Genomic DNA, 17,001 nt, shown 5'->3' on the forward strand with positions numbered 1-17,001 from the left:
TTTCTATTTTCACCAACATAGCTATTAATCATTTGTTTGAATAATAGGTGTGTTCGTCTCGAATCTCTATTATCCTTCCTTATTTTGTAGACGGACCAAAATTTCAGGAGGAAAAACAATTCTACAAATCACTTTTGCGATTTCAGCATAATTAATTTCATTATCACTATATTCGGTTTTCTGTGGTCCATTTTCGACAATCATTAGCACGGTCCAGGCAACGGTGTCTAAATCTAAGTCCTTCCACGTAAGACCCATTTCCTCTATTTGTCTCAAGCTTGAAAGAAATTTAGAATGTAATTTTCGCCTTGCCTCTATTAGTATCTCAGATAGTTCTGGATCTTTCGGCAATAGCTCTGGTAGCACCCGATGAATCCCAATCTCATCTAGACGCTTATAATGTTTTTCTAGTAAAGCTGCTAAAAGAATCTCAGGATCACCATGGACCCAACTAGGTTCCGGTGGGATAAGCATCTCTAACTGTTCTTCGAATAGAGACCTTAAAAGCTGACGTTTATCGGAAAAGTATCGATAAAAGGTTCCAATCGCCACCCCTGCATTTGCGGCTATATCTTTAGCAGTTGTTTGGGAATATCCGTTCTTAATAAACAGACACCTTCCACTTTCTATCAAAGCATGCCTTTTTTGTTGAGCACGTACCTGCTGCGGAACGAAAGGAAATTCTCCTGCTAATTGATTTTTTTCTTTATCTGGCACCGTTATCACCTCAACCAAATCATATCACAAAAACAAAACATGAACAAAAGTTCACTTTTTTTATTGACGAATTAAATAAAAATATGAAATAATTGAATTAGAGCTCAGGTTCTTGATAGATAAAAGAACTCTTTTATTTACGAATCACATATCTTATCTCAAAGGGAGATCGATGAATTTGTCAGTAATCCAACGAGCAAAAGAAGGAGATAAAGTCCTATTCTCAAGAAAGGACATATCGCTTATTGGGATTGTGAAAAAGGTAAACGAAGAACATGTCGAAGTAGAAATAAGCAATCCAGATGCTGCACGTATAATGGAAGAAATACCACTAACAAACGTCCCGCATGAACAATATAGAATCGTAGTTTTGTAGAAAAGCAATATAAAAAGAAGACCCCTCACAACGTCGAGAGGTCTTCTTCTTTTGTGCGTTAAAGGAGTCGGGGACTGTCCCCCACTCCTTTAACGCGTTACATTATTACCCTCGTTTTGCATAATTCCCCTTTTGAATTTACAAAAATCGACATTTTCAGCCTCAGATTAGGTATAAATACCCTTTTAATTGTTGGTAGGATTTTCATATAATCCTAGTGTAAATACATAAATCGTACGAAAACGGCAAAGTCATTGAAAAATGATGACGCAAAGCTATAGGGGCTAAAGCAGAACATGCAAAGCCAGCCAGCTCCCGAATACGGACCCTACGGTTTATGAAAATCAATTGGAGGGATTTATGTGATTAAGATTGGCTTAAAAATGAAGTACTCATGGCATTTACTAAGGTATCGTTATAACGAAATGTTGAAGAAGGATTGCCTTTCCTCAGAACTAAAAGTAAAACTACAGCAAAAAGCCGCTTTTCACGAACAGAAGGCTATATCACTTTTAGTACGAATGTAAGGCTGCACTTGTAGCTAAACTCTCCTTTCCAATTGGAAGGGGGAGTTTTTTTATTGTAGGAACATCGACATTTGTTCGTAAAAAACCGAATGCTCGTCCACCAAAGGTTATGTTTTTTCTTTAGTGCTTTAAAGGAGTGGGGGACAGTCCCCCACCCCTTTACTGCACTAAAACATTCGACCCTTTTATGTATTTGTAGTATAGTTTGAATATTAAGGCTATTCCTAAAGGAGGATTATGAAATGCAATATCGACGTTTAGGTGGTTCTGGTTTGAAGGTTAGTGAGATCAGTCTTGGAAGCTGGCTTACTTATGGTGGTTATGTCGAGGAACAAAATGCGGTATCGTCTATCGATTTAGCCTATGAAGCCGGCATTAATTTCTTTGATACGGCCAATGTGTACATTCGCGGTGAGGCAGAAAAGGTCGTTGGTAAGGCATTGAGCAAGTACTCAAGAAGCTCGTATGTATTGGCAACAAAGGTTTTTGGGAAAATGGGTGACGGACCAAATGATAATGGTTTATCACGCAAACATATTATTGAGCAATGTGATGCAAGTCTTAAGCGACTTGGTATGGACTATATCGACCTGTATTATTGCCACCGATTCCATCAAGAAACACCACTTGAAGAAACTTTACGTGCGTTAGATGATTTGGTGAGACAAGGAAAAGTTCTTTACTTAGGAGTTAGTGAGTGGACCGCTGAACAATTAACCGAGGCTGTACATATAGCCGATAAAAAGCTTCTAGATCGAATTGTCGTAAATCAACCTAATTACAGTATGCTCCATAGAAAGATTGAAAATGAAATCATCCCTGTCAGCGAAAAACATGGCATTGGCCAAGTTGTCTTCTCTCCATTGGCACAAGGGGTGTTAACTGGGAAGTACAAAAAAGGCGAACAAGCGCAAGAAGGAACACGAGCAGCACAGAAAAATATGAGTATCTCTCAACTGACAGATGAAAATCTTGATAGAGTAGAGCAGCTTAAATTAGTAGCAGCTGAAGAAAATCTGACGCTGAGCCAACTTGCACTTGCTTGGATTTTGCGCCAGTCTAATGTATCCAGTGCCATAGTGGGGGCAAGTCGCCCAGAGCAGCTTGCTGAAACCATTCAAGCATCTGGCGTGAAACTGTCTACCGATGCATTGGAGAAAATTGAGGAAGTATTAAACTCGTAGTCTTGTAGAGTACCTTTGGATCACTAAAGGTACTCTTTTCATTTTCCAATAAAGGCACAATCCTTCTACCTTATGCACCCTATGCTATTTTTTCCATAATCCTTAAATCCCGTCATGCACTAACGTTGCCTACAGCCTAGCATCACCCCAAAAGTTAACCACAAAATGCTCAGAAGGATCATACGCAGCACATTGAAAACCTTGTGCATAAATATAATCAATAATTTCAGGCAATGCCTCCACTGTCCCCTTGTTTATATGAAACAGGATCACAATCGACTTATTTCCATTCCTCTCCTGCTGAAATCCCGCCTTCATATTGGTATAAATTTGTTGTGGGTTGGACTGATTTTCCCAATCTAATGTATCAATATCCCAGTCCCACATCTTGAATTGATAACGAGCTAATTCATCGCGAAAGCTTTTCACCATGTACGGCTTACTTCCATAAGGGACTCTTGTTAGCATCGATTTGACTCCCGTAAGGTCGTACAACGTTTTCCTCGTTTTTAACATTTCAGTTGCGACTGCATACGGTTTTCCACCGTACAATTGTTGTTTATTGTGAGAAACACTGTGTAACGCTGGATAGTGTCCTTCTGCAACAAGTCGTCTCACATCATTTGGATAGCTTCGCATTTGTGGCTCTATCATGAAAAAGGTAGCTTTTGCTTTTTTATTTTTTAAAATATCAAGAATATCCTTTATCCCTGGATTTGGGCCATCATCAAAGGTTAAATACACCTTCGGACGCTGATCTTGATTGGCCTTTTGATAGAATGAGATAATTTTCGATTCATTCATTTCTAAAAAAAGTTGTCGCTCGGTAATCGTTTCTGTATTCACTAATCGAACGATGGGTCCCTCTGAAAGATAATGAACCTGAAAACCAAAATACTCACTTAAACTTCTAATTGGTGCATATGTACGTCCATCTTGAACAAACAGCTTTATTTTCATTTTTTGACCATTACTAAAATGAATTTCGTTTTGACTCGTATACAAGATCAGTGATTTCCCCTTGGATTTAAGTGAAATAACCCCAGGTTTGATAACAGATAAAGTCGCCGGAATGAAATCGCTAAAAAAGCGAACCGGTACATAGGTCGTTTGGTCCTGCACAACAGGTATGGCATCAGGGAAATGAATGATCTGATCATTAATAGCAACTGGAATATACTTGACAGCCGAAACGGCACTAACTTCTTGACTATCAATTACCAAAAATATTACTAGCAGAAAAAAATAAACCAAAGCGTTTTTCATCATTCGTTCTCCCCTTCCAAAACTCTTTCTACTATTTCTATTAAGAGAGGAAAACAATTATGATGAAAATTACTAGATTTGTGGAGGTTCTTAATTTGGCTAAAATTTTCGTGCGAATTGGGCTAGGCGATTAAACTGAGGATTTAGGCGATTATATCGGGTTTTAGGCGATTAAACTACCATTTTACGCGATTAAATCGGAGTTTTAGGCGATTAACGCTAGCAATAATAGAAAAATCCCCACCTAATCAAGATGAGGATCTATACTACTATACGCTTTTACTTTGTTCAACAACGATTGTTTGCTTCGCTGGCATATTCGCAATAAATACGCCAAGTAACACTAGTACTCCACCAATGATTTGATTAAGTAAGATGGGGTCACCCAAAATAAAGTGTGAGGCGAGAATCGCTGCAAACGGCTGGATATTCATAAACATCGACGCTGTCCCAGCCCCAACCTCTGCCACTCCTTTATTCCACCAAAAACCTGCAATCCCTTGGGCAACGATACCAGCAGCAATCAATAACAGCCACATAATAAGAGAATCACTAATGATCGTGCCGGAGACGAGTTTTTCGACACCTGCGGCTGGGATCATCAGTACGCTACCTAACACAGTAGCGTAAATCGTAATCACATACGCATTCATCGTTTTTGCTAATCTTCGAATATATAATAGACTAATAGATAAACAGAGCATCGCAACGACTATATTCAAATCCCCAAATGAAACGCCAAACGAGCCGTTAGCAACTCCGATAATTGAAAAAACACCAACTAAACTGATAGCAGCACCTGTTGATTTTTTAACCGTAAGCCTTTCTTTATAAAAAATTCGTTCCAATAAAATGGTTGCAATGGGTGTCATCGCAATAATTAGGGACGCATTGGCGGGTGTCGTATGATGGAGGCCAGTAAAATAGAAGGTTTGGTTAATTAGTGTTCCAAAGATTCCTGCGCCAACAAGAAGCTTCCACTCCGATAACGTCGGCTTTCTCATCCCTTTATGAATGATTGCCACACTGATTAGAAAAAGGGAGGTAAAACAAATCCGAACCGTTGATAAAAAGACAGGGGAGAATCCTTCTAACAAATAAGCACTAACGGGATAGTTAAATCCCCATAATACCGATACTAAAAACAAGCTGATTAATGCTTTATTAGGACGAGCAAACATGATGAAAACCACCGCCTTTCTATGATGCCTTGATGACAACTTTAAAACAGTACTTATTATATCACGGTATTTCGTATTGCGAAATATAAAAATAAAACGCGAAACAAACGTTTGATTAAATTTGGAATACCGCTGGGTTCATACTCTCTAATCCACACAATGGAAAAGATACCACCTTCCTCTGTGCTATGTATATAAATAAAAATTTCTAGGTAATTCAACCTATTTATAAGGAAAATAATAATAAATATCCACTTTCCAAAGTTTTATCATATATATTTAAGGTGTATGTTTATGTTTATATGAGGAAGGGGTTTCATGATGAAAATGGGTCAGAGTATCTTCTAGGAGGACAATGAGGATGGACGAACAATTAAATCATGCACCTTGTGGATATCTAACAATGTCAGAACAAGGCAATATTTTATCAATCAATCAAACTTTACTGAAGGCGCTTGATCATAATGTCGACCAACTGATTGGGCAAAATTTTAATTTAATCCTATCTGTTCCCGCCCGAATATTTTACCAACTGTATTTTTTTCCGCTCATGCATGCAAAAGGGCTTGTCGAGGAAATGTATATTACATTAGAGGCTAAAAATGGAGAGGAAATACCCTTTCTCATTAACGCTGTCAAAACAAATCGCAATAATAGGACTCTGTTCGAGTGCGCTTTAATACCTATACCCCAAAGAAGTGAATATGAAAACGAACTTCTTATGGCAAAAAAAGACGCAGAATCTGCCCTACTCGCGATGAATAAAGTGAATGAGGAGTTAAAAATTGCCCTTAAAAGGTTAAAAATGAAGCGAGATCTACTCCTTCAACTAAACGAACAAAATCAAAAATTCAAAATCGAAACGGAAAACGAATTAGAGCTAGCTAGAAAAATTCAAGAAACGCTTCTTTCTGACCCGATTTCAAATGAACACCTTGAGATTGAGGCGTATTATAAGGCATGTAAAAATCTGTCTGGGGATATATACGGGTTTTACCAAATTGACCAGCACCAATATGGAATTATCCTACTTGATGTGATGGGGCATGGCCTTTCTTCTGCATTAATAACGATGTCACTTCATTCCCTATTCCATCGATTAATTTCTAGAGGGGTGCATGCGAATATTATCATGAAGGAACTAGATAATCATCTTCATACTTTATTTTTGCAAAATGAGGAAGCCCACCATTACTGTACTGCTATCTATCTATTAGTTAATACCCAAAAGCATGAAATTGAATATATCAATGCAGGTCATCCGCCTGCCTTATGGCAAGATTGTAACGGGGAGCAAATGGAACTCTTCGCAACGGCCCCTCCACTTGGAACCTTTGAAGGAATCCAATATAAAACAAAAACCTTTACATACACCAAAGGAGGAAGACTTCTTCTTTATACAGATGGTGTGGCAGACCCCCTAGGGTCCAACCATTTATATTCCTTATTAGCAGAAAATCCGTCGGCAGATTTATACAATATTAAAGAGAGAATCATAGAGTCACTCCTTCATGAAGAGAACATTTATCATAAAAATGATGATCAGTGCTTTATTTTGGTGAATTTGAAGTGAATTATTTTACGAGGTAATGAACTGGTTCTTAAGATTTAGAGAAGCAAAAGAAGCTTTTATTTAAAATCCCCCCGATGATAACGGGATTAGGTTGACCGATGGATTCATGTTAGGACCAGGCGATTCCGTTAGTGCAAGGGTTGTTGCATATCCGATTGCCAGATATTTAATGTGTTGTGAGTGAAAAGAAGCTAGCCTGTTATCGAAAAGCTAGCTTCTTTTTTGTAGACGTGGTTCTGCTGACATTGTCTTAGGCGATGAAATGGCAGGTTTAGACGATGAAATCGGGGTATTAGGCGATTAAATCGCTAGTTTAGGCGATTAAACCTAGCAACCTGCTATATTTCCTTTTTATTTATAGTATTCTCGGGACTTTTTGCCCCCACTTGATTGAAAACCCATCTTAATTAGTAGTTTGGAGGCAATATTCATTGAAGGAAGTAGAAGAAAATCGCGGAATGCCTTGTTTGTAATCGTATTATTCACTAAAAGTAGGAAATCATCTACTGCTTTAAGATGGGCATCTTTTGATTCAGTCTCACAAGTAGTACAAAGCCATTTACCTCTTTTATATATCATTGGCATGACACTGCAATTTGGACATTGAACACCTGGGATGATTTCAGCCTGTTCGATCTTATACTTTTTTAACACATCAATCTTTTTAGGTTGATGATTTTTTATTAATTGCTTGGCTATCTTTCTAAGTTCTTTATATGAAAAGAGTTCTTTTTGATATAGATCAGTAAGCTGCTCTATTCGGAATAGAACTTTTTTAACTGGGATGACTTTTTTCGATAGGATTTCATTACCAGAGGTTGATTTAACAACGGCGGATGAGTTACTCATGACAACTAGGGTTTCGATGGGAAAAAGGGGTATTTTTTGGTCTTTAAACCAGTTGATTAGGTTTCGTCTTTGATTTTGGCTCTGCAAGATCGGGTCATCAAATGCTTCCTCTTTGCTATCACTAGTCCGAATCAGTTGGTTAAAGGAGGTATCAAAAAGTAGGTTTCCTGCAATATTCTTTGACTCTAAGATTAGGACGAAAAATGGGGTTAGGATAAGGGTATCAATTTGAAAAAGTACACCTCTTACATTCAAAGACAAATCACGCAAAATATAAAATGGAAAATTGGGAACACCGTCTAAAAATTCATCCAACCTCTTCTCTCCCCAATATCCTGCCATTCTTTTGTTATAGTCCCCTTGAAGTATGGGTAGTTTTGGGTGATTTTTTGGCAACCGCCTTAGCAATGCATCTAGTACTAAAAGTATAATCGGATAACTTCTGCCTTTCAGTAACAAAACAACAACTCCTTTCTATTTTAATCATGCATCTAACGAATTCCCCATTTTAATAAAATATTCCTGCTATACAATCGTGTCGATTTCATGAACAAACAATCAGTATGGAAGGAGGTTGACGATTCTATTGGTTCCTCTAAAAGAAGTTATCTGCCTTTATTTTTTGAGATTAGGTTGTTTGGCGAATAAATGGCTTTTTTTGCGATTAAGACACTCGTTTAGGCGATTAAACAGTTCTTTTTGGCGATTAAACCACTAGTTTAGGCGATGAAATCTAGCAAGCTGCTACATTTACCCTTTATTTATTGTATAGCGTGTCTTTGTTGGCTCTCATTGATTGAAAACCCAACTTAATTTGAAGCTAGAGGCAATATTCATAGAAATGAAGTTGAAAAAGTCTCAGTATGCTTTGTTTGCAATCGTATTTTTCGATAGAGTAGGAGTTCTACTACAAACTTAAACAATTCCCTTTTTAAAATTTACAAATATTTCTATACTTTCCGAAACTATCTTAGGTTTAATTCGTATTGTAGGTAATTACTTCTAAAGGGGGAGTTCTATGCCAGCACTTAACATTGACTCAGACAAATGGACTCAGCGGTTATATGGAATCATCGTTATTTTATTTCTCAGCTCTCTTTTCATGCCATTTGTTTTTATTTTTTGGTTACAGGATCTACTTTATCATTCAAAGTCACATTGGGTTTTCATCGCTCCTTCTACCGCCTATATTTCTTTTTTCATTGGAATGCTTTTGATTCCGATTGCTCTAACCATCCACCTTATTCTTAAATCAAAATCCGAACGGAAATGGATTGGCTGGTTGACAGGGCTCCTATTGGTTTGTAGTATCCCGTTTTTTGCATTAGGGGTTTCAACCTATTACTACTTAGATGATGAAGGAATTCATGTTAATGAGTTAAAGTCCCTAGAGGAAACCGATTATCGTTGGGAGACGATGAAGGAATTGAAAGAGGTTTGGGTGCTGGATAATGGTGTCAGTAGGCTGAATGAATATCTCATGATTACGGAAGATAACACGGAAATCAATCTGACGGCCGCTTTTAGAGAACATCAAATAAAAATAAAAACCTATCAAATGCTCGAACAACACCGAATAAAAATCACAAGCAATCACCAAGATTTATATGAGGAATAACCATTAAAGGACAGATGTATAAAATCTGTCCTTTTCTTGATTCTTGCTATTAAAAGAATTTATGTTCAAATTCATCAATCGAACATGGTTTTCCAAAAAGAAACCCTTGTATCTGATGACAATTTTGTTCTTGTAGAAATAATAGTTCTTCCACGGTTTCTACACCTTCTGCAACCACTTCTAATTTGAGATGCTGAGCCATTTTGATCATCGCTGTGGTAATCGGTGCATTTTCAGATTCACCTGAAATATTCCGAATAAAGGAGCGATCAATTTTAATCCCATTCAACCTAAACGATTTTAAATAATTAAAAGAGGAATAGCCTGTACCAAAATCATCAATATAAATTTTGATTCCCAAGTCCTTTAATTCATTTAAGGTTTGAATAATATACTCCTCATTCCTCATTAAAGAATTTTCCGTGATCTCGAATTCTAGCCATTTTCCTTCGATTTGATAATAATCTAATAGCTCACGGACTTGATTTGAAAAGCTTTTTTCTAAAAAACGTTGAGAGCTAATATTGACGCTTATCGGTACTAGACGTATTCCTGCCTCCTGCCAAGCTACTAATTGTTCACACACTCTTTTTTTCATCCATTTTCCTATAGGAATAATTAAACCAGTTTCTTCTGCAAGCGGAATAAACTCGCCTGGTGAGACCAATCCCAACTTTGGATGATTCCAACGAATGAGCGCTTCAGCACTGACAATTTTACCTGTTGAAGAATTCACTCGTGGTTGAAAATGAGCAATAAACTCATTGTTCATAATTGCTTTACGTAAATCTCTTTCTAAGTAAAACGATTGAGAACTTCTAACTTTCATAGATGGAGAATAGACCTGATACATATTTCGACCTTGATCCTTTGATCGGTACAAAGCAATATCTGCATTCCTCATTAAATCATCAACATTTGTACCGTCTTTAGGAAAAATACTTATTCCAATACTAGCCGATACTACAAGCTCAAAGTCATCAATATGAATAGGAGTAGTTAAATTTTCCAATAGACCTTTAGCCGTTTCAATCGCTTCCTCAGAATCTGCTATGACAGGACAAAGAATCATAAATTCATCTCCACCCATACGCGCTACAAATTGTTTTTCCATATTAATACTTGCTAGCAGACGAGATGAAAGTTGTTCGAGTAGTCGGTCACCAATCGAATGTCCAAGTGTATCATTAATATTTTTAAAGCGATCCAAATCAAAAAAAAGAACGGCTAGCTTTTGCTTCTGACTCCTAGCATGAATTAACGATTCATGTAGCTTTTGTTCCATCCATCTTCTGTTAGGAAGCTTTGTTAATTCGTCATGATGAGCTAAATAGGCATTTGTCTCCTGAATCATCTTTTGTTCTGTAATATCTTTTCCTATAGAATAAACACCTATAATTTGTTTATCAACGATAATCGGTAGAAAGGTAATATTTAGAAATAAATTCCTTCCGCTTTTATTTAGCATAACGATATCAAAATTTTGTGGGTTACCCTGAAGCGCTTTTTCAAAACAATCATTCCTGATATCTTGATATTCTTTTATAATCATCGCTTCAGTCGAGTTATCAGGCAACTTTGAGCTTAAAGATCCAAATAATTCTACAGCCTTAGGATTCATATCGATGATATTATTACTCGGATCGTAGGTGATTACAGCATCCTGACTATGTTCAAAAAGAGACTGATAATGTTGTTGGTTTTCTTGAAGTTCTCTTTGGGTCGATCGTAGCTCATTCTTCATCGCTTCCTGTAATTCCATTTCCATTTTGACTCTTTGCGTAATATCCGTCCGAATACTTATATATTGGTATGGATTTCCTTTATCATTCAAAAAAGGAACAATGGTCGTATCAACCCAATACAAACTGCCATCCTTAGCTTTATTTTGAATTTCACCCTTCCAAATTTGGCCAGATCCAATCGTTTTCCACATATCTCGAAAAAAACCTTTGGAATGATGACCAGAGTTGAGGATTCGATGATTTTGGCCAATAAGCTCTTCCTCATTGTACTTAGATAACTCGCAAAATTTATCATTGATGGACATAATGGTTCCTTGATGATCCGTAATCGCAATGATTGCAGAAGCATCTAAAGCCAATTTAATGTCGGTAAGCTCTTTATTTAAATGACTAATTTTTTCAATGCCTTTTTTATTTTCATCGAGATCTTGAGCAATTATAATATCAAATGAACCTTGACCAAACGAAAGAGAGTGCGTATGAAATCTCAACGGAAATGGTTCCTTATTTCCCCTTATACCAATAACTGAGATTGCAGCACTATCATTGCTCTTGTCTATTTGGTAATGAGGCATAAGCTTATAGATTGACTGACCCATTTGTTTTTCATATTTTACATTAAAAATTCTTTCGGCAGTAGGATTCAGATACATGATGTTCCCTACATGATCCACGACTATGATACTATCAGATAATTTAGTAAATAGGTGGATAAATTGCTCTTGATGTGTAAAATGTAGAGAAGCATGTGAACTCATAAAAACCTCCGCTTTTGAATTTAGATTATGACTACAAGTGACATTTCGACTAGTACTAAATGACTAGGAATTTATTCCTATTTTGATAATATACACTTTTGTTCGGAAGGAAACCAGAACTTTTTAAATTATTTTGACAAATTGTTTGTCGAATGTAGATAATTCAGTAAAAACAGTTGATAAGTTTCTAGAAATGGTTGATATATCGGGGAAAACAGTCGAAATAATAACAGAAATCGTTGATAAAAGTAAAATCCAGAGCTCGGGTGCTCTGGATTGGTTTTTTTCTCTAAAAATGAACTAGTTAGACTGCACTTGCACCACTAATTTTCTAGCTAGCTGACCGATAGCTAATGGAAAGTTCTTTTTTTAGAGAATGATTTAATATAAATGGCATCAAAACAAAAGAGATAATGGACACTGCTAAAACGATGATCCAGATTTGAACGACAATTGGATTACTCCACACCCCTACAAAATAAAGCAACGCTGGAATCGTTAACGTTACCCAAGATTGAACAAGCGCAACATAACCAATATAACGTTCAATTTTCTTGTTAAGCGTATTGGATAAGAAGAATAGGAACCATAATAATACCCACATTCCCCATGTTAAACCATTCACAACATCATGAAATTGAACAAATGATGTAACCGAGTAGACAACCGCAACAATAGACACCCATAGACAGAACCAACCAAGCCCATTACCTTCGAGATTTTTTAATACCGTAATCCCAAAAAATAAATAGGTTAAGCCAAATAAAAATATAGGAGCACTATTATAGAAATCCAAATTCGTTTGATCAGAAGTAAGGATGATACAAAAAGGAAGAAACATTTGAATTATCCCGATAAATAGATTAAAGTAACCTACACTTTTCGCTTCTGCCTTGCCGAGTAACAATAAGCTATTTAAAAATAATACGGAACCGGATAGAAATAAAGCTATATTTCCCATATTACTTGTCCCTCCTCAAAAATAACAAAAAGCCATTTTCTTATAACACAACACTAACAATTACGGCAGATAGAACGCTAACTAAAGTTGCACCATATAAAAGTTTCAAACCAAATTTCGCGACTGTGTTCCCTTGTTTTTCATTTAAGCCCTTTACAGCACCAGCAATGATACCAATAGATGAGAAGTTTGCAAAGGATACTAGAAATACGGAAATAATCCCTAATGTACGAGCGCTAAATTCCTCTTGAACCTTTGTTAAATCGATCATCGCAACAAACTCATTTGTAACAAGCTTCGTAGCCATAATTCCACCAGCTTGGACCGCTTCAGCCATCGGAACTCCCATAATAAATGCTACTGGCGCAAAGATATAACCAAGTATTTCTTGGAAGGAAATACCGAAAATTAAATCAAACACATTGTTAACAGCAGCCATTAAAGCAACGAAACCAATTAACATCGCACCAACAATAATCGCTACTTTAAAACCGTCCAGAATATATTCGCCGATCATTTCAAAAAAGGTTTGTTTTTCTTCGTCCTGTATAACAAGAATATCTTCATTTTCTTCCACTGTATATGGATTAATAATGGAAGAAATAATAAATCCACCAAATAAATTAATCACAAGTGCCGTCACCACATACCTTGGCTCAATCATCGTCATATACGCACCAACAATGGACATTGATACGGTAGACATCGCTGAAGCACATAATGTATATAAGCGATGTGGTGGCAACTGGCCAAGCTGTTTTTTAACGGTAATAAATACTTCTGATTGTCCCACCATCGCAGATGCCACAGCGTTATAAGACTCTAATTTCCCCATGCCATTGATTTTGCTCAACAGTAAACCAATTGCTTTCATAATAAAAGGAAGAATTTTGAGGTGTTGAAAAATACCAATTAACACGGAAATGAACACGATTGGAAGTAACACATTTAGGAAAAATGGCATTTGCCCTTCATTCGCAAGTCCTCCAAAAACGAACGAAATTCCCGTTGCTGCATATTCGAGAATTTTGCCAAAAACATCGGCAATCCCTTTAATTAAAACTAGTCCAAATTTTGTATTAAGTAATAAAAAGGCTAATAGTACTTGAATAACAACCATAAGAATAATCGGCTTCGTTTTAATTTTTTTCCGATTAGTGCTCGCTACGAAGGCAAGCGCAAAAACAACTAATAGACCAATGATGGCAATAATGTATTTCATAAGATTTCCTCCACTTTGTTGTAGTTTTTCTTTGATGACTTAAAGGAATTTCTGGCTGTGCTTGTTTGTTTTTGTTAAGGGCTTACATTTTAGTTAACAACCTTTCAAAAGTAACTATAACACAAATTATGAACAAATGTTAAAACACTTTTGAACAAAATTCGAAATAAAAATTTACCATTTTTTAAATTCACACTTAGTTTGTTGAGAACGCTAACAAAATGACGACTTTTTGAGAAGTTTTCTGAAATTTTGTAAAGTAAAGAAAGAGATATTGTTCTTTCTACGTGATAAATTGAATATTGATGGGGTATCTAAAAAGAGGTCGTTATTGTTGTTCTTCTATGTAATTTTCGAAAGGGCGAATGACGAAAAAAAACAAAAAAGCCGCCCATAATTGAGCCGCTTTGGTTTCATTCATTAATTTTGATATCATATAATTATTGATATTCATCCATACTACTCATCTTATCCATATGACTAGCAATCATCGCGATAATAGTCCCAGCTTCTTCCTTACTGAAAATAAAGTTCGTCTCATCCTTCAAAATCTCATCTTCATCTGTCCAAATTCGATTGGTCCTCTTCAAGACCCCGTCACCAGTTTCAGGAATAATTCCGAATTGATACGTGATTTCCACTTCATTTTCCTCAAAATAAGCGGTTACTTCAGGCGTTTCCCATTCCACATCAATATCCTCGTAGATGACATCATCTTCCTCTGCATCACTGTCCAAATAAACGATATTGCCATCGTCCTCATCCTCCACATAGACTACAGCAGAATCTGTATAATCATCCGCATATGAAACTTCAGTCATATCGCCATTCATGTAGTCATGGAAGCTATCATGAACTACTTCAACAATATCCTCAATATCAGGTAAAATCATCTTGCTGAGATGTCCGAATTCTGGGTCAACCGTTTCAACATAGAACTCTTCGTTGCTTGGGTCAAAAAAGAGACTGCAAAAGTATTCTCTCTCAGAGTCATCTTGAATTTCCGTGTAAAATTCAATTCTTGGGTGCTTTGCACCTCGTTCAGTAGTCATTTGACCAGTTTGATCGTACTTATCACAAATTGACTCTAAGCTATCCTGCAGTTCCCCAACCACTCTGTCAAACCATTCTAAAGACATAAAATCCCACCTCTCAAGGTTATCGCTAATTATCTTACCCTTTTTTGGAATTATTTTTCATGTTAGTTAGTGGGAAAACATGGTGGTTTTTAGCAAATCACTTTCATTAGGGGCAGGTCCGGTTATTAGGGTAGCAATTTTGCAGTTACTCAAGAGGGGGCAAGCGGAATTGTTTGTCGAAAGTTGATAATTTGGGTGAAACGGTTGATAAATGGGCAGAAAGGGTTGATAAAATCACAGTTTGGTTGATATCCTATTGATAAAAAATGAAGGAATAATTCATGGTGAAAATTAGAGTGTCGATTCGAGAGGTAGACGTGTCACTTTTTCGGAGGAGAGTGCTTAAATGGTAATCGAGATTCTTTTCACCAATATAACCTGAGTAATACGTTCCATGTTCATTTTTAATAATGGGTAGTTTAGGGTGATGGGCGTCAAGTCGTGGTATTAACGCTTCACAAAATGGCACTTTTAATGGAATTTGGCGTGGTTTTTTAATCAATTAGATTCCTCCTACTTGAGATAAGTAGAATTTCCATATTTCCAGTAAAATCCCTGTTGAAAGTGGCCACTAATTTTGACAATTTTTCGAACAATCAACCGTGATTTAGCTCCTCAAGAGTTTTATCAACCGTTATTTCAACTTTATCAACCGCCCCCCCCTGCTTATCGACCCTTTCCCTCTTTTTATCAACCATTCCCCGATAATTATCAACTTTCGACACACAATTCAAGAGTGTTAATTTAATAAAAGAAGATATATCCCACTAACATGAAGTAAAATAGGAGCAGAAATATTTTTACAAAAAAGGAATGATCCTATGCAGTCATTTATCAATCAAGCCGCCACAAATCGTGGGTGGGACGTGGAAAAAATTATCGAAGAGGGAGATTTTCTAACCAGATACTCTAAAGGAGACCTATTCTTTTATTCAGAAGGAGTTTCGAACATATCGATTAATCACCAAAGTCCAACTATATCGAAAAATAAAGTACATACCTCCATAATCCTTGAAAAGGAAAACATACCATGTGTCATTACTAGGGAAATTCATTTATTTGATAGAGAAAACCTTAGAGCTTTATATCATCAATTTTCTAATAATGGACAGGAAAAAGTAGTAGTAAAACCTCTTGATGGTAAAAAAGGTGAAGGGTTAGTAGCGCTTAACTCTTTAGAACAATTAGAGGCATACTCCCTTTCCGCACCAAAGGAGAAACGCCATTGTATTTCTAGTTTTTTTGAACATAGATGCGAATTGCGATTTGTCCTTTTTCGCCAACAAGTTGAGTTTTATTACTTAAAGCCTAATAACACGGACAACGTTCTAAGGCCACACTTAGACAGCTCATATAAGATCAAAGAGGAGTTAATTTCTAAAATGAAAGAACTAGCCGAAAGGGCAGCCTTCAGATTAGGATTTGACTACTTAGCAGTAGATTTTTTAATTGGAGAAAACGAAAAAAAGGTACTAGAAGTAAATCTAAAACCAAACCTGTATTCCTTAATTAGAGCTCAGCCTGAAATGTTTGATCGTTGTGTAGAACTGTATGAGAGAATGTTTGATTATAAGGAATACTTGTTAAATTCCTCCAAGTTGCAAATCAATCATACGTTTGATTGATTTTTTCGCGCGAAGAACCACGAAAATCATTTCTAAAAGCCTACGATTCCATTTTAGAAAATTCATTTCAAGTTCTAGTTTTCTATGAAGTTGGTGGAAACAACTTTTTAGTAAAAAAACAAAATAAAAGCCTACTTTCTGAACTGCACCCCAATTGTTAGACACTATCTAACAGTTGGAGGTGCAGTTTTTTGTATGTCAAAATATCCAAGTGATATTAAATTAAATATTATTCAAAGCTATAACCCAAAAGTGTTTTC

The 17,001-nt window shown here is 36.4% G+C and carries 16 protein-coding genes and 1 riboswitch; of the genes, 7 read left to right on the plus strand and 9 right to left on the minus strand.

The genetic code is table 11. The features are described 5' to 3' along the window. Window positions 1–69: 69 nt before the first annotated feature. Window positions 70–717 carry a TetR/AcrR family transcriptional regulator gene (locus tag LRP83_RS20880; protein ID WP_230498744.1) on the minus strand — a complete coding sequence of 216 codons (648 nt, stop codon included), beginning with the start codon at window positions 715–717 and terminating at the stop codon, window positions 70–72. Between the two features lie 178 nt (window positions 718–895). Here LRP83_RS20880 and LRP83_RS20885 point away from each other — a divergent pair, with 178 nt between their 5' ends. The 3 genes from LRP83_RS20885 to LRP83_RS20895 all read left to right on the plus strand — a co-directional run bounded on the left by LRP83_RS20885 (window position 896) and on the right by LRP83_RS20895 (window position 2,804). Beyond that, window positions 896–1,093: a DUF2187 family protein gene (locus LRP83_RS20885; protein WP_230498746.1), complete on the plus strand. Its 198-nt coding sequence runs from the start codon at window positions 896–898 to the stop codon at window positions 1,091–1,093. A gap of 234 nt (window positions 1,094–1,327) precedes the next feature. After that, window positions 1,328–1,413, plus strand: a riboswitch (cyclic di-GMP riboswitch). A gap of 42 nt (window positions 1,414–1,455) precedes the next feature. Beyond that, a complete protein-coding gene (locus tag LRP83_RS20890; RefSeq protein WP_230498748.1) occupies window positions 1,456–1,620 on the plus strand; it encodes a hypothetical protein in 165 nt (54 codons plus the stop codon). Between the two features lie 242 nt (window positions 1,621–1,862). Continuing rightward, window positions 1,863–2,804, plus strand: coding sequence for an aldo/keto reductase family protein (locus LRP83_RS20895; protein WP_230498750.1), 942 nt, complete (start codon window positions 1,863–1,865; stop codon window positions 2,802–2,804). Window positions 2,805–2,933: 129 nt separating this feature from the next. On the opposite strand, the gene LRP83_RS20900 is transcribed toward LRP83_RS20895, so the two are convergent. Then, the gene (locus tag LRP83_RS20900; RefSeq protein ID WP_230498752.1) at window positions 2,934–4,073 is read right to left on the minus strand and encodes a polysaccharide deacetylase family protein; all 1,140 of its coding nucleotides are present in this window, start codon (window positions 4,071–4,073) and stop codon (window positions 2,934–2,936) included. Between the two features lie 266 nt (window positions 4,074–4,339). Next, window positions 4,340–5,251, minus strand: a complete 912-nt coding sequence (locus LRP83_RS20905; RefSeq protein WP_230498754.1) for a DMT family transporter — start codon at window positions 5,249–5,251, stop codon at window positions 4,340–4,342. A gap of 361 nt (window positions 5,252–5,612) precedes the next feature. Between LRP83_RS20905 and LRP83_RS20910 the strand changes: the two genes are divergently transcribed. Beyond that, a complete protein-coding gene (locus LRP83_RS20910) occupies window positions 5,613–6,824 on the plus strand; it encodes a SpoIIE family protein phosphatase (protein ID WP_230498756.1) in 1,212 nt (403 codons plus the stop codon). 351 nt (window positions 6,825–7,175) lie between these two features. Here the strand turns inward: LRP83_RS20910 and LRP83_RS20915 are convergent, their stop codons facing one another. Next, on the minus strand, window positions 7,176–8,132 hold the full coding sequence (locus LRP83_RS20915) for a nuclease-related domain-containing protein (RefSeq protein WP_230498758.1): 957 nt from the start codon (window positions 8,130–8,132) through the stop codon (window positions 7,176–7,178). 559 nt (window positions 8,133–8,691) lie between these two features. On the opposite strand from LRP83_RS20915, the gene LRP83_RS20920 reads away from it, so the two are divergent. After that, entirely contained in the window at window positions 8,692–9,291 is a 600-nt protein-coding gene (locus LRP83_RS20920; RefSeq protein ID WP_230498760.1) for a hypothetical protein, read from the plus strand. 49 nt (window positions 9,292–9,340) lie between these two features. On the opposite strand, the gene LRP83_RS20925 is transcribed toward LRP83_RS20920, so the two are convergent. Continuing rightward, the gene (locus LRP83_RS20925) at window positions 9,341–11,794 is read right to left on the minus strand and encodes a bifunctional diguanylate cyclase/phosphodiesterase (RefSeq protein WP_230498762.1); all 2,454 of its coding nucleotides are present in this window, start codon (window positions 11,792–11,794) and stop codon (window positions 9,341–9,343) included. A 145-nt stretch (window positions 11,795–11,939) separates the two neighbouring features. Here LRP83_RS20925 and LRP83_RS20930 point away from each other — a divergent pair, with 145 nt between their 5' ends. Continuing rightward, window positions 11,940–12,098 (plus strand): hypothetical protein, encoded by a 159-nt coding sequence (locus tag LRP83_RS20930; RefSeq protein WP_230498763.1) that lies wholly within the window; start codon window positions 11,940–11,942, stop codon window positions 12,096–12,098. A gap of 27 nt (window positions 12,099–12,125) precedes the next feature. Here the strand turns inward: LRP83_RS20930 and LRP83_RS20935 are convergent, their stop codons facing one another. The 4 genes from LRP83_RS20935 to LRP83_RS20950 all read right to left on the minus strand — a co-directional run bounded on the left by LRP83_RS20935 (window position 12,126) and on the right by LRP83_RS20950 (window position 15,618). Further along, the gene (locus tag LRP83_RS20935; protein ID WP_230498765.1) at window positions 12,126–12,755 is read right to left on the minus strand and encodes an AmiS/UreI family transporter; all 630 of its coding nucleotides are present in this window, start codon (window positions 12,753–12,755) and stop codon (window positions 12,126–12,128) included. 40 nt (window positions 12,756–12,795) lie between these two features. Beyond that, window positions 12,796–13,977, minus strand: coding sequence for a NupC/NupG family nucleoside CNT transporter (locus tag LRP83_RS20940; protein ID WP_230498766.1), 1,182 nt, complete (start codon window positions 13,975–13,977; stop codon window positions 12,796–12,798). A 440-nt stretch (window positions 13,978–14,417) separates the two neighbouring features. After that, entirely contained in the window at window positions 14,418–15,116 is a 699-nt protein-coding gene (locus LRP83_RS20945) for a hypothetical protein (protein WP_230498768.1), read from the minus strand. Between the two features lie 253 nt (window positions 15,117–15,369). Further along, complete coding sequence (locus LRP83_RS20950) at window positions 15,370–15,618, minus strand: hypothetical protein (RefSeq protein WP_230498769.1); 249 nt, start codon at window positions 15,616–15,618, stop codon at window positions 15,370–15,372. 319 nt (window positions 15,619–15,937) lie between these two features. Between LRP83_RS20950 and LRP83_RS20955 the strand changes: the two genes are divergently transcribed. Further along, window positions 15,938–16,741: an ATP-grasp domain-containing protein gene (locus LRP83_RS20955; RefSeq protein ID WP_230498771.1), complete on the plus strand. Its 804-nt coding sequence runs from the start codon at window positions 15,938–15,940 to the stop codon at window positions 16,739–16,741. The last annotated feature ends 260 nt before the right edge of the window (window positions 16,742–17,001 follow it).

It is taken from the genome of Pseudoneobacillus rhizosphaerae, assembly GCF_917563885.1.
GTDB classification, from domain to species: Bacteria; Bacillota; Bacilli; order Bacillales; family Cytobacillaceae; genus Pseudoneobacillus; species Pseudoneobacillus rhizosphaerae.

Bases quoted from the DNA above. Each gene is read 5' to 3' on its own strand.
- LRP83_RS20895 (WP_230498750.1), top strand. From the start codon at position 1,863: ATGCAATATCGACGTTTAGGTGGTTCTGGTTTGAAGGTTAGTGAGATC.
- LRP83_RS20900 (WP_230498752.1), bottom strand. From the start codon at position 4,073: ATGATGAAAAACGCTTTGGTTTATTTTTTTCTGCTAGTAATATTTTTG.
- LRP83_RS20905 (WP_230498754.1), bottom strand. From the start codon at position 5,251: ATGTTTGCTCGTCCTAATAAAGCATTAATCAGCTTGTTTTTAGTATCG.
- LRP83_RS20910 (WP_230498756.1), top strand. From the start codon at position 5,613: ATGGACGAACAATTAAATCATGCACCTTGTGGATATCTAACAATGTCA.
- LRP83_RS20920 (WP_230498760.1), top strand. From the start codon at position 8,692: ATGCCAGCACTTAACATTGACTCAGACAAATGGACTCAGCGGTTATAT.
- LRP83_RS20925 (WP_230498762.1), bottom strand. From the start codon at position 11,794: ATGAGTTCACATGCTTCTCTACATTTTACACATCAAGAGCAATTTATC.
- LRP83_RS20935 (WP_230498765.1), bottom strand. From the start codon at position 12,755: ATGGGAAATATAGCTTTATTTCTATCCGGTTCCGTATTATTTTTAAAT.
- LRP83_RS20940 (WP_230498766.1), bottom strand. From the start codon at position 13,977: ATGAAATACATTATTGCCATCATTGGTCTATTAGTTGTTTTTGCGCTT.
- LRP83_RS20945 (WP_230498768.1), bottom strand. From the start codon at position 15,116: ATGTCTTTAGAATGGTTTGACAGAGTGGTTGGGGAACTGCAGGATAGC.
- LRP83_RS20955 (WP_230498771.1), top strand. From the start codon at position 15,938: ATGCAGTCATTTATCAATCAAGCCGCCACAAATCGTGGGTGGGACGTG.